Below are 13,015 nucleotides of genomic sequence, written 5' to 3' on the forward strand. Positions count from 1 at the left end.
CCCCCCGTCGTATTGGCCGAAGGTCCCGGTTGAACCGGGATTCCGCTCCTGGTTGACCAACGCTCCCGAACGACAGCTCCTCGTGGTCGTCCGGACGTTGACGACGTTGAACCGGCTTCAGGACATCCTGACCCTGACGAGAGCCGATCTCCGGATCCAGACGACCTTCACCTTCGACGAGGCGCGGCCTGGGATCCTTTCGGCCGGGGTGAGTGACGCGCTGCGGGCCCTGCGTGTCGCCGTCACCCCATGGGAACAGGCCGCGAAGAACACCTTCGACCTCATCCTCGCGGCGAGCGAGAACGACGCCCTTCACGAGCTGAACGGGCCGATTCTGCTCGTGCCGCACGGGATCGGTTACCAGAAGTACTACCCGGGCGGACGAGTCACGTCGGGGATGGACCCGGATCGGCTCCTGCACCACGGCCGGGTGCTCCCGGCGGCGATCGCGCTTTCGCACTCCGTGCAACGGGAACAGCTGAAGTCGGCTTGCCCGGAGGCGCTGGACCGGGCGGTCGTCGTCGGCGATCCCTGTCACGACCGGATGATGGCGAGCAGGCACCGGGTGGCGGCCTACCGCGCGGCGCTCGGCGCCGGGAGCAGGAAGGTCGTCGCGATCGCGTCGACCTGGGGCAGGCATTCGCTCTACGCCAGGCATCCGCACCTGCCTCACCGGCTGCTGACCGAACTGCCGCTCGACGACTACCAGATCGTCCTCACCCTGCATCCCGGGGTGTGGGCGGCGCACGGCCCGTGGCAGCTGGAGTCGTGGCTGCGCCCGGAACTCGCCGCGGGGCTCACGCTCATTCCCCCGGACCACGGCTGGCAAGCCGCGCTGCTGGCGGCGGATTGCGTGCTCTCCGATCAGGGTTCCGCCGCGCTGTACGCCGCCGCGGCGGGCAAACCCGTCCTCCTCGCCCCGTCCGCCGCGATCACGACGGTGGACGACTCGCCCCTCGCGATGCTGACGCGGGCCACGGCCGAAGTGGCGGAAACGGGGTTGCGCGAGCAGATCGACGCGACCATCGCGAACCATGTGCCGGATCGCTACCGGCCGATCATCGACCAAGCCGTCGAGGACGCCGCGAGCGGTCCGCGGCTGGGCGACGTGCTCTACGACCTCCTCGACCTGAAGCGGCCGGATCCCCGTCCCGTCTTCCCGCCCGTGCCCGCTCCGGCACCGGTGTCCCATCCGGTGGCCGCGCTCGCCGCCGGATGGGACGAAACCGGGAAAGTGGTCCGGTTTCCCGCGTCCACCCGGCCGGAAGGCCTGCGTCACCGGCATGTTCTCGCCCACGCCGATCAAGCGACCCTGCGTGACCTGGACGGTGCGGCCATCGTGTTCGCCGAGGAGCCGGGCCGGTTGGACGAGCTGCTCACCCACTGGCCGCTCGCCCGGCTCGTCGCCGCTCCCGCCCCCGGCGGCTGTCTCGCACGGATCCGGGATCGCGGCGATTTCCTGCTGTCAGCGGAAACGGATCCGACACTGCTGGCGAGTCATCTCTACCTTCTGCTCGTCTCGCACGCGGACGTCGAAGGGACGCACGCGGTCAACGGGCAGCCGGTCACCGTCGCCCGGTGTTAGCCAAGACCGAACGGAACTCGGCCTCCCGCGGATGCCCCGCGTCGAAGTACGTCTGCCAGGCACGCTGGAAGTGCGTGTGCGCCCGGCCGTGGTCCCCCCGAGCCGCGAAAAGCCTGCCGAACTCCTCCTCGAACTCGGCCGTGTACTGCGTCGCACCGGACACCAGCCGCCACGCCTCGAGCAATTCGCGTTCGGCGTCGTCGTAGTGGCCGATCGTCCGGAGGTACTTGGCCCGCACCATCGACACCCGGCCGAGGTTCCGGCTGTCGGACGCGGGGAACTGCCGTGCGGATTCGGCGAGCAACGCCCAGACGTGTTCGTACGCACCGGCTTTCAGCAGTACGTTCGCCAGCATGCGGCTGTGGATGCCGAGTGACCGGCGGCCCGCTTCGGCCATCGCGCGGTCCAGCGTCACGGCTCTCCAGAGGAAGTCCGCGGCGGCCGGGAGGAGCCCTTTCTCTTCGTGGAACCGGCCGCAGAACTCCTGCACGGACGACTCCAGCGCCGGGTCGTCCAGGGTCCGTGCCGTTTCGAGAGCCTCCTCCAGCAGCGGCTGAGCGCGGTCGAAGTCGTGCAGCAGGAAGAAAGTACGGCCTTGCTGGCTGAGGATCCTCGTGGTCAGGGCCGGATCGCCATGCCGCCTCGCCGCGAGCAGGCCCCAGTGGTTGATGTGGGCGAAGAGCCGGTGGTGCCCACGGTTGAGCATGAGCACTTCCAGCGCGCCGCAGATTTGCCCGAGTTCGACGTCCCGTTCCCGTTCGAAGGCCTGATACGCCAGTGCGCCATAGGTTTCCCGGGCGTCCTCGACCCAGTCGAGCGGCGCCTTCCGCTCGAAATCCGGGGTGGGCACGGAAATCGGCGCGTAGCGGCGCAGGCGGTCCGGGCTGGTGAGGTGGTCCGCGGCGACGGCCTGGTCGCGGAAGAAGACCAACGCGCGATCGGTCACGACGTCCCGGGTCCCACGCCGGCGCGCCCCCTCGCGGATCAGGTTGAACAGCCGCTGCCGGGGAGTGCCCGTGGGCGCCAGGAACCCGGCGTCCGCGAGTTCGTCGAGCGCGTCTTCGGCGGGTTTGCCGAAGACCGCGGTCGCCGACGCCGTCGTGAAGTCGGGGCCGGGATGGGCCGCCAGCACCTCGCAGAGTTCCGCGGCGTCGGTGGACAGCTCGGCGAACGACCGCTCGAACGCCATCGCGATGACGTCGACTCCGCCGAGCACCCCGGTCCGCCGGAAATCGGCCAGTACCGAGGCGACCGCGCCGGGGCCGCGCCGCAGGCGTTTGCGGATCCGGACGCCGGCCTGCACCAGGGCGAACGGCATGTGGTCGCACAGCGCGGCGAGTTCGGCGGCGAAGTCGCGTTCCGCCTCGATGGCCGCCCGATCCGACGCCTTGCCGAGGAGTTCGAGCGCGAAGTCCCGTTCGAGGGAGTCCAGTTCGATCGGCGGAGCGACGTTGCCGGCCAGCAGGTCGTCGTCCTGGCGGATCGCGGTCACCAGCACCAGGCTCGACGGTGACGGGGGGATCAGTTCGCGGATGTCCGTGGCCACTTCGGCGTTGTCCAGTGCCAGGAGGAACCGGCGCCGGGCGGTGACCGACCGGTACTGGGCCCACAGCTCGGCGGTGTTCGTGGTCACCAGATTCGTCTCGACCCCGAGCGCGCGCAGGACCCTGGTCGCCACCTCCGAGCGGCGCAGCACGGTGCCGTCGCGATAGTCCGCGAGGTCGACATAGACCTGATCGGGGTACCGGTCGCGGAGGTCGTCCGCGAGCCGGTACACGAGCGCGCTCTTCCCGGCTCCGCGCGGACCGGTGATGACGTGGACGCCCGGCCCCGAGGCGCTTCGCCGTTCCCTGTCCCGGTCGACGAAATGCGCGGGCGCGCCCGGCACATCGCGAACATCGGTGCCGTCTCCCGCGAGGATCTCCTGCAAGCGCTCGGCGAATTCGGGATCGGTTTCGACCAGTTCCCGGACCGCCCGCTCGGCGCTGCCGGGATCCGCGAGCAGCGCCTCGACGTCCTGTGCGGTGCGGCGGCGGGCGAGCCGCTTGGCCACCAGGTCCTTCACCCCGCCGGCGGCGCCGACCGCCAGCGCTTTCACAGCCTCACCCAGAACGGCTTCCCACACGGCGTGTTCCCCTCGTCACGGCTGGTACCGAGGCTATCAACGATCGGACTCCCCGGTCGGGAGATGGCCGATCCCGGCGAGCGTCACGACCTGCCGGTTGTGGAAGTAGTCGTCCTCACGCAGCACCGTGACGCTCCCGGGTGAACCGCGGAAGTCGACGTACCCGGCCGACTCGAGCGGCATCCGGATCCACGCGGCGATCAGGAAGGTGAGGGCTCCACCGTGCGTGACGACGATCTGGTGTTCACAACGGCTTTCCAGGATCGACTCCATGGCCGCGTACACCCTCGCGGCCATCGCTCCTTTGGTTTCGGCGCCGGGGATTCCTTCGTCGTGTCCCAGCCGGTCGCCGACGGCGGGAGGCGGGACGAACCGGCTGTCCAGCCACTCCCGCGGCCTGCCACCGGCTTCCCCGTACGACTTCTCGCGCAGCCGCCGGTCCAGGGTCGGGGTCACGCCGAGCCGTTCACCGATCAACTCGGCCGTCCGGGCGGTGCGGCGCAGATCCGAGGAGTACAGCTCCACCTGTTCCGGCACCTTCGCCCGCAGCGACTCGGCGACGGCGGCGGCCGCGCGTTCTCCGGCAGGAGTGAGTTCGGCGTCGAACCACCCGCCCACCAGGCGATCGACGTGGTGCGTGGCCTCCGGATGCGTGACGACGTAGACGGTGCGCATCCCCCGAATCTAAACTCGGGTCAGCTTCGCGAAGGCCACGACGTTGTCGAGGTAGTTGCCGGTCGAGGAGTCGAAATCACCGCCGCAGGTGATCAAGCGCAGTTCAGGCCCGGTCGTATCGCCGTAGACCTTCTCCGTGGGGAACGACGCCTTCGGGTGCCGTTCGACGGCGTACACGGTGAACACCGCGGTGATCCCGTCCTCACGGTGGACGAGGGCCTCGTCGCCGATCTTGAGTTCCTTGAGCCGGACGAAGACGCCGGGGACCTTCTTGTAGTCGACGTGTCCGGCGAGGACGGCGGGCCCGATCTCGCCGGGCGCCGGGCCGCCGGTGAACCAGCCGGTGGTGATCGCGTCGTGCGGCACCTCCAGGGTGCCGTCACCGGCGAGGCCGAGGTCGATGATCTCGCCGGTGCGGACCCCGATCGCCGGGATCTCGAGCCTCGACGGCCGTGCGGGCGCGAGCGGTGGCGCTTCCACGGCCGAAAACATCGCCGAGGCCACCGTGGTGGGTGGTGCGGGCGACGCGACCTTGCCCGGCGGCGGAACGGCGCACGCGGTCAGCACGGCCGCGCACACCACCCCGATGAGGGTGCCGATGACCATCGGAAACGACCATCGGCGCCAGAAGGATCCGGTCATCGCTCGGCACGCCGCCGGAGCATCAGTGACGCGCCCGCGGCCGTCGCGGTCAGCAGCGCCGCGCCGGTCAGCGCGACCGTGGCGACCTCCGGGAAACCGCCGTTGGTTTCGACCGGGCCCCCGCCGGTCGCGACGCCGCCGACGGGTTTGACCTTGACCTGACCCGATTTCGCGGGTTCGCCGAACCGGGATTCGCAGGCGTACCCGTCGTGGTCACCGTCGAGCTTGTGCGGGTCTCGCGGGTTCTTCTTGAGCTCGGCCTGCGCGGCGGCCTGCGAGGGGAAATCGGCGCAATCCTTGTCGGTGGATCGCGGTGCCCGCGTTTCCGTGGTGCTCGGCGGTGGTGTGGGCGTGCTCGTTCGGGACGGCGCCGTTCCGCGCTCGGGAAGCGTTTCGCAGGCGATTCCGTCCTTGTCGCGATCAAGCCCGTGCGGATCGGATCGATCTTTGTCGAGTACGGCTTGCGCGTCTTCCTGGAACTGGAAGTCCCCGCAATCCAGGTCGGCGATCGCGGGCGCTTCCGCCAGCGCGAACGCCACGGAAGCGGGGCCGAACAAGGAGAATCCGGCGAGAATGACGGCCGTGCCGAGGGCGCGACGAATCGAGGACATGGGGAGTCCTTTCACTCGGAATTCGCGCTTTGAGCGCGTTCGATACACTTACAGTCGCGCACCGGCCCCAGCTGTTACTGATTAATCAGAATTCGCGAATTGCCACTCCGGCGAGCGGCAAAGACCCGTTAATTTCACACGGTTTGATCGAGTGGAACGTCGAAAGCGACCAAGGTCCCCAGGCTCGGGGAAGAATTGATCGAAAAGCGCCCACCGGACGTCGTCGCGCGTTCGGCGAGATGCCGGAGGCCGCGTTTGGCCACTCCCTGCGGAACACCGGATCCGTTGTCCCGCACCCGGAGTTTGACGCCTTCCGCGTCGCGGCTGAGCGTCACGCGGGTCTCGCTCGCCCCGGAGTGCCTGACCACATTGGACAGTGCTTCGCGCAGGGCGGCGCGGATGTGGTCCGCCTGTTCGGCGGGGATGTCGGCCAGTTCGCCCGACAGTTCGAGGGTCGGCGGGTAGCCGAGCAGCTCACCCGCGATGCGCACCTCACCCCGCGCGGACTCGGCGAGGTCGGTGGCGGTGACCGACTGGTTCGCGGGCTCCGGGCTGCGCAGGGCGCGCACGGTGCCGCGGATCTCTTCGATGGTCTGGTCGAGCTGGTCGATCGCCTCGGACAGCCGTGCGCCATCGGCCTGCGCGAAGCGTTTCCGCATGTTCTTGCGGACGCGGTCGAGCTGCATCCCGGCGCCGTAGAGACGCTGCACGATGACGTCGTGCAGTTCACGCGCGATGCGTTCGCGCTCTTGGTAGAGGGTCACGCGGTGCCGGGCGTTGGCACCTTCCGCCAGCGCCAGCACCACACCCGCCTGGGCGGCGAACGCCGTGAGCACCTCGACCGTGCTGGCGGAGAACGGTTCCCCGCCGTGGCGGCGGTACACGGTGAGCGCGCCGAGGACGCGCCCGCCCGCGCCGAACGCCGACGCGGCGAAAGGCCCGAAGCCTTGAAGTTCCGGCGGTACGAACGGCGCCGTGCGGGGATCGACGGTGAAATCCTCGCTGACCACCGGTTTCCCACCCCTGGCGACCTGGCCCGCGGCGGAATCGGCGGAAAAGGCCAGCCCACGGAGGCCTTGGGTGGTGTCCCCGTGCGCGGCCTCGGCGACGACCTGGCCGTCGTCCGCGCGCACCATGACGAGACCGAGGTCGGCCTCGGCCAGTTCGACGGCGCGGGCGACAACGGTCTCCAGCACGTCGCCCGGGTCTTCGCCGGACAGGGCGGTGCCGGTGATCTCGGTGGCGGCGGACAGTGCGCGCGCGGCAAGCGTGGGATCCATGAGCGCTATCGACATTAGACCGCTCCGGCCCTTGTCCGCGCTGTGACCCGGCCCTCCCGTACCTCCAGGATCACGTCCGCGCCGTCGGCTTCGGCGGCGTTGTGCGTGACGTGGACGACGGTCTTCCCGGCGAGTACCTCGCCGAGCCGTTCGCGGACTCTGCGCGCGGTCGGTTCGTCGAGGTGGGCGGTGGGCTCGTCCAGCAGCACGAGATCGGCCCGGGCGGCACCGAGAACGGCCCGCGCCAGCGCGACCCGCTGCGCTTGTCCGCCCGAGAGCCCGGCGCCGGCGCTATCGAGCATCGTCGTGAGCTCGACGTCCTCGAGAACGGCTTCGTACAAGGCTTTCCGCAAGTCGGCCTCGGACGCCGTCGGCTGAGCGAGACGCAGGTTCTCGGCGACCGTGGTCGAGACGAGCATCGGTTCCTGCGGCGCCCAGGCGACGTTCTCGGGAACGGCGACGTCTCCCTTGCTCGGCTTGAGGAAGCCGAGCAGGGCCGCGACGAGCGTCGACTTCCCGGCGCCGCTCGGACCGACGACGGCGACGTGCGTCCCGGGCGCGATGTCGAGGTCGACCCCGGTGAGGACCGGGCGCTCGGTGCCGGGCCAGCCGAGGTCGGCGTTCCGGATCCGCACCCCGCCGGTGCTATGAAAGGCCCCTTCACTGCAAATTTTGCTATGAAGGACGCCTTCATTGCACGCGGCGAGGCGCAGACGGGCCTGGCGCAGGGTGTCCCAGTGCTGCGCGGCGGGCGGCAGAAGGGAGAGGACCTCCGCCAGCGCGAGCGGCACTAGGGCGACCACGGGCGCGAGTACCGGGTTCAGCGCGCCGGCGGCGACGGCGCTCACGGCGAACCCGGTGCTCACGACGGTGGCGGTTCCTGTCGCCAGGATGATCAGGGCGTCGGCCGCTCCGGCGCCGAAGGCCTGTCGCCGGGCTTCGGCGGTCAGCGCGGCGTCGGTGGTGGCGATTCGGCGACGTCGCTCCTTGTCGGCCCCGTACGCGATCAGTTCGGCGGCGGCTTCGAACAGGCTCAGCACCTGCGCCGCCACCGAACGCCGTCCGGCGGCCAGCGCGCTGGTCGCGCGGCGTTCCGCCCGGAGCGCGAGCAGCGGCGCGAACGCACTGACCAGCACGGCCGCGGCCAGCGCGAGACCGGCTTCGGGCAGCACGACGGTCTGGACCGCGACGGCGCCGACGGCCACCAGCCCGACCACGATCAGCGGCGTGATCACGCGCGGGAGCAGATCGCGCACGGTGTCGGTGTCGCCGACGAGCCGCCGCTGCTCCTCGCCGGCCCGAAGCGCTCGTGCCGGGCCGAGCCGCACCAGCGACTCCCACAGCCGGACGCGCAGGCTTCCGGCGATCCGGAACGCGGCGTCGTGCGTTACCAGCCGTTCGAGGTAACGCAGCCCCGCGCGGCCGAGACCGAACGTCCGCACGCCGACGATCAGCACCGTCAGGGTCAGGATCGGCGGCTGTTGCGACGCTTTGGCGATCAGCCAACCCGAAAGCGCGGTCAGCGCGACCCCGGCGAGCAACGCGGCGGCGCCGAGCAACGCGCCGCCGAAAAACCTGGGGTTCAGCAGGTCGCGCCAGGGCAGCGGCCGGGCCGCCCGCGTTTCTTTCACGACTCCGGCTTCAGGTACCGCATTGGTCGACATGTCGACACCGGAGGTGCGCTCGTGGGCGGCGATGATCGCGGCGGCACCCTCGTCGACGGCTTTGCGGACCGCGGTCATGACGAGTGCGGCATTGGCCTCGTCGAGGTGGGCGGTGGGTTCGTCGAGCAGGAGCAGCCACGCGCCCGACCGGACCCGCGTCAGCGCCCGCGCCACCGCGACACGCTGCCGTTGTCCCTGCGACAGCTTCGAAACCGGCCGCTCGGCGAGGCCGGCGAGCCCGAGTTCGCCGAGGACGTCTACGCCGCCGGCCTCCTCGCGGACCGTGCCCCCGCCGAACACCGGCGACTGCGGCACCCAGGCGATGTTCTCCCGCCACCGCTCCAGATCGGCGTCGGCGAGGTCGGTACCGCCGACGGTGATCGACCCGTCGTGCGCCTGCACGAAGCCGAGCAGCGTGGCGAGCGTCGTCGATTTGCCGCCGCCGCTGGGCGCGCGCAACCAGGTGATCTCGCCGCGCCGGACGCTGAACGTCTCGCCGTCGGGCGCGAATCCTCCCCGCCTGGCGACACGCAGTCCGCGGACGTCGATCTCGCCCTGGCCGGGTGTCTCGGAACCGTTGTCCGGCAAGGGTTCCGAGAGCACATCCGCGACGCGGCGGACGGCCTCGACGCCGTCTTCGCTGGCGTGGAACGCGGCGCCGACCGCGCGCAGCGGCTGGTAGCACTCCGGCACGAGGATCAGCACGCCGAGCCCGATGGCCAGCGACAGTTCGCCGGAGACCAGGCGGACACCGATGACGACCGCGACCAGCGCGACCGAAAGCGTCGCGATCAGTTCCAGCGCGAACGCCGACGCGAAGGCGACCTTCAACGTCTTGAGCGTCGTGCGGCGATGACGTTCGGAAATCTTCCGGACCGTCTCGGCCTGCGCCCCGGCGCGGCGGAACGCGCTGAGGATCGGCAGTGCACGGACGAGTTCGAGCAGATGCCCCGACAGTCGTTGTTCGGCGTCGGCGGCTTCGGCGACCCGCTCGGCGGTGTGCTTGCCGATCAGGATGGCGAACAGCGGCACCAGCGGCACGGTGATCACGACGAGCACGGCCGACGGCCAGTCGGCGAACAGGATCGCGGCGCCGGCGGCGAGCGGCACGATCGCGGCGGTCACCAATGCCGGGAGGTACTGGGTGAAGTAGGCGTCGAGCGCGTCGAGTCCCTTGGTGGTCAACGACGTCAGCTCGCCGTGACCGCGGCGCGCGATCCATTCCGGGCCGAGTTTCAAGGCGTGGTCGAGGGCTTTGGCGCGCAGCTCCTCTTTCGCGCGGGCGGCCGCGCGAACGGAAACGATCCGCACCGCCCAGCCGGTCAGCGCGCGCCCGGCGACGAGCGCGAGCAGCACGGCCAGCTGGGCGGTGCGGTCCCCCGGTGTTCCGCGGACGACCGCGGAGAGGACGTCGGCCAGCAGGAACGCCTGTCCCACCAGCAAGACCGCGTTGACGAAGGACAGGATCCCGCTGAGGATCAACGCCCGGCGCGCCGCACTCGAAAGTGGAGCCAGCGCGCCGAGCGGACCCTTCCCCGGTCGCGCTGGGTCCATTGTGGACTCCGTGGCGGAAAGGGTGTCGCGGCCGGGAAGTTCGGTCATGGCGCGTGCACCGGTGGGATGTGCCGGGTGCCGATGCGCTTGCGGAACACCCAGTACGTCCAGCCTTGGTAGATCAGGACGGCGGGAGCGCCGAACAGCGCGACCCAGGTCATCACGGTCAAGGTGTACGGGCTCGACGCCTCACCCGCGATCGTCAACGTGTTCGCCGGGTCCACAGTGGACGGCAAGACGTTCGGGTACAGGGCGACGAAGATCGCGACGGCGGACGCCGCGATGACCCCGCCGAGCGCGGCGAACGCCTGCCCCTCGCGGCCGGCGCGGATCTTGAACCACGCGAGCACCGCGGCGATGACCGCGACGCCGATGAGGAGCAGCGTCCACAGGTCGCCCGAGCGCAGCTGCACGAGGATGAGGAACGCGAGCAACGGCATCAGCGCGACCGGGAGCAGGCGGGTGGCCAGGTTCCGCGCCCGGTGGCGGAGGTCGCCTTCGGTCTTGAGCGCGAGGAACGCGGCGCCGTGGACCAGCGAGAACCCGACGACCGCGATCGCGCCGAGCAGCGTTTCGACGCTGAGTGCGGCGAACGGGCCGCCGACGCGGTCGCCGTCGGCGTCGAGCGGGAGACCGAGGACGGTGGTCGCGAGGAGTAGGCCGACGCCGAACGGCGGGATCCACGAGCCGATGCCGATGACGCGGTCCCAGTTGCGGCGCCAGCGATCGGAGTCGACCTTGCCGCGGTATTCGAACGCGACGCCGCGGCCGATGAGGGCGAGCAGGACCACCAGGAGCGGGAGATACGTGGCCGAGAACAGTGACGCGTACCAGCCGGGGAACGCGGCGAACATCGCGCCGCCGGCGACGATCAGCCAGACCTCGTTGCCGTCCCAGACCGGGCCGATCGTGTTGACCATGACGCGGCGCTCGGTGTTGTCCTTCGCGAGGACCGGCATGAGCATGCCGACGCCGAAGTCGAAGCCTTCGAGGAAGAGGTAGCCGAGCCAGAACAGGGCGATGACGCAGAACCAGATCGTTTCGAGGGTCATCGGGCACTCCTGCTTGCTTCGTTCACTTCGAGTGCTTGCACTGCTTCGACAGCCTTCGCTCGGCGCTGAGCCGCTTCCCGCCCCGGGACGTTGCGAAAGCCACTTTCGCAACGCCTCGTGACCGCCCGAGCCCGCCCGAGCAGCCCCCTCGTGCCCCAGTCGCCCTGAGTTATCCACAACCGCTCAAGTTGTCCACAGATCGGCTGTGGGTAACCCGCCTGAGCGATACTCCCGATACGCTGGGTGCGGGGCCGTCCCCCGGGAAGGGCGGGGGGCTGGGTAGGTGACGTAAAGAGGCGATCAGTAGGCGAAGGCCAGCGCGTCGTCATCGCCGTCACCGCCTTTCGAGTCGCTGTTCTCGCTGGTCGAGGCCGGTTTCTTGGGTGGCATGACCGCGTCGACGCCGCCGCGGACGTACTTCCGCATCAGGTAGACCTCGACCACGCCGAGCACCGCGTAAACGGTCGTCAGAGCGATCAGCGACGTCCAGACCTCGCCTGTGGACAACTTCGAGACCGCCTGCGCGGTGAACATCCACACCCCGTCGACACCGGTCGGGTTCGGCACCACCACGAACGGCTGACGGCCCATCTCGGTGAAGATCCAGCCGGCGCTGTTGCCGATGAACGGCGTCGCGATCCCGCCGAGCACCAGCCACGGGAACCACCGCTGCCCGGGGATCCGCCCACGCCGGGTCAGCCACAGCGCGAGCACCCCGATCCCGGCCGAGATCGCGCCGAAGCCGATCATCGCGCGGAAACCCCAGTAGGTCACCGGCAGGCTGGGCACGTAGTCGATCGGCTTGCCCGCGAGCGAACCGAGCTGCGGGTCGTCCGGATAGTGCGTGCCGTACTTCGCCTGGTATTCGGTCACCAGGTTCTCCACGCCCTTGACCTCGGTCGAGAAGTCGTTGTGCGCCAGGAACGAGAGCAGCGCGGGCACGGTGAAGGTCTTGACGTCCTCGCAGTTCGCGTTCCGCACGTCGCCGATCGCGATGATCGAGAAGCTCGCCGGTTTCTCCGTGTGGCACAACGCTTCCGCCGACGCCATCTTCATCGGCTGCTGCTCGAACATCAGCTTGCCCTGCAGGTCGCCGGTGATCGCCAGCACCGCGAACGCCACCACACCGGTCCAGCCGCCGAGACGCAACGACGAACGCCACACCGCGCGGTGCTCGTCGTCCTCCGAACGCTTGCGCCACAGCTGCCAGCCCGCGACACCGACCAGGAACGCCGCCGCCACCGAGAAGGCGCCCGCGAGCGTGTGCGGGATCGCGGCCAGCGCGGTGTTGTTCGTCAGCACCGCCCAGATCGAGTTCATCGTCGGCTTCCCGTCGACGAACTCGACCCCGACCGGATGCTGCATCCACGAGTTCGCCGCCAGGATGAAGTACGCGGACGCCACGGTCGCCAGCGAGTACGCCCACGCGCACGCCAGGTGGACCTTCTTCGGCAGTTTGTCCCAGCCGAAGATCCACAGCCCCAGGAAGGTCGACTCGACGAAGAACGCGACGAGCCCCTCCATCGCCAGCGGCGCGCCGAACACGTCACCGACGAATCGCGAGTACGCGCTCCAGTTCATCCCGAACTGGAACTCCTGCACGATGCCGGTGACCACGCCCATCGCGAAGTTGACCAGCAGGAGTTTCCCCCAGAACTTGGTCATCTTCAGGTACCGCTGATCACCCGTGCGGACCCAGGCCGTCTGCATCCCGGCGACCAGGACCGAAAGCCCGATGGTCAGCGGGACCATCAGAAAGTGGTAGACGGTGGTGATGCCGAACTGCCACCGAGCGAGATCGAGAACTTCCACGCCTCAAGCCTGCTC

General features: G+C 69.8%; 9 protein-coding genes. 1 reads left to right on the forward strand and 8 read right to left on the reverse strand.

The window, feature by feature from the left end; genetic code table 11:
* Positions 1-52 precede the first annotated feature (52 nt).
* Positions 53-1,585, forward strand: a complete 1,533-nt coding sequence (locus LCL61_RS06115; RefSeq protein WP_340685941.1) for a hypothetical protein — start codon at positions 53-55, stop codon at positions 1,583-1,585.
* Here the strand turns inward: LCL61_RS06115 and LCL61_RS06120 are convergent.
* The 8 genes from LCL61_RS06120 to LCL61_RS06155 all read right to left on the reverse strand — a co-directional run bounded on the left by LCL61_RS06120 (position 1,566) and on the right by LCL61_RS06155 (position 13,000).
* Entirely contained in the window at positions 1,566-3,683 is a 2,118-nt protein-coding gene (locus LCL61_RS06120; RefSeq protein ID WP_340685942.1) for an ATP-binding protein, read from the reverse strand. The genes LCL61_RS06115 and LCL61_RS06120 overlap by 20 nt on opposite strands.
* A gap of 63 nt (positions 3,684-3,746) precedes the next feature.
* The gene (locus LCL61_RS06125) at positions 3,747-4,385 is read right to left on the reverse strand and encodes a histidine phosphatase family protein (protein WP_340685943.1); all 639 of its coding nucleotides are present in this window, start codon (positions 4,383-4,385) and stop codon (positions 3,747-3,749) included.
* A gap of 9 nt (positions 4,386-4,394) precedes the next feature.
* Entirely contained in the window at positions 4,395-5,027 is a 633-nt protein-coding gene (locus LCL61_RS06130) for a class F sortase (RefSeq protein ID WP_340685944.1), read from the reverse strand.
* A complete protein-coding gene (locus tag LCL61_RS06135; protein ID WP_340685945.1) occupies positions 5,024-5,638 on the reverse strand; it encodes an excalibur calcium-binding domain-containing protein in 615 nt (204 codons plus the stop codon). The genes LCL61_RS06130 and LCL61_RS06135 overlap by 4 nt, the downstream gene beginning before the upstream one ends.
* Before the next feature lie 134 nt (positions 5,639-5,772).
* Positions 5,773-6,918, reverse strand: coding sequence for a GAF domain-containing sensor histidine kinase (locus LCL61_RS06140; RefSeq protein ID WP_340685946.1), 1,146 nt, complete (start codon positions 6,916-6,918; stop codon positions 5,773-5,775).
* Between the two features lie 14 nt (positions 6,919-6,932).
* On the reverse strand, positions 6,933-10,184 hold the full coding sequence (gene cydC, locus LCL61_RS06145) for a thiol reductant ABC exporter subunit CydC (RefSeq protein WP_340685947.1): 3,252 nt from the start codon (positions 10,182-10,184) through the stop codon (positions 6,933-6,935).
* The gene (gene cydB / locus LCL61_RS06150; RefSeq protein WP_340685948.1) at positions 10,181-11,188 is read right to left on the reverse strand and encodes a cytochrome d ubiquinol oxidase subunit II; all 1,008 of its coding nucleotides are present in this window, start codon (positions 11,186-11,188) and stop codon (positions 10,181-10,183) included. The genes cydC and cydB overlap by 4 nt, the downstream gene beginning before the upstream one ends.
* Positions 11,189-11,488: 300 nt before the next feature.
* Positions 11,489-13,000: a cytochrome ubiquinol oxidase subunit I gene (locus LCL61_RS06155; RefSeq protein WP_340685949.1), complete on the reverse strand. Its 1,512-nt coding sequence runs from the start codon at positions 12,998-13,000 to the stop codon at positions 11,489-11,491.
* Positions 13,001-13,015: the final 15 nt, after the last annotated feature.

Source organism: Amycolatopsis coloradensis, assembly GCF_037997115.1.
Classification (GTDB): domain Bacteria; phylum Actinomycetota; class Actinomycetes; order Mycobacteriales; family Pseudonocardiaceae; genus Amycolatopsis; species Amycolatopsis coloradensis_A.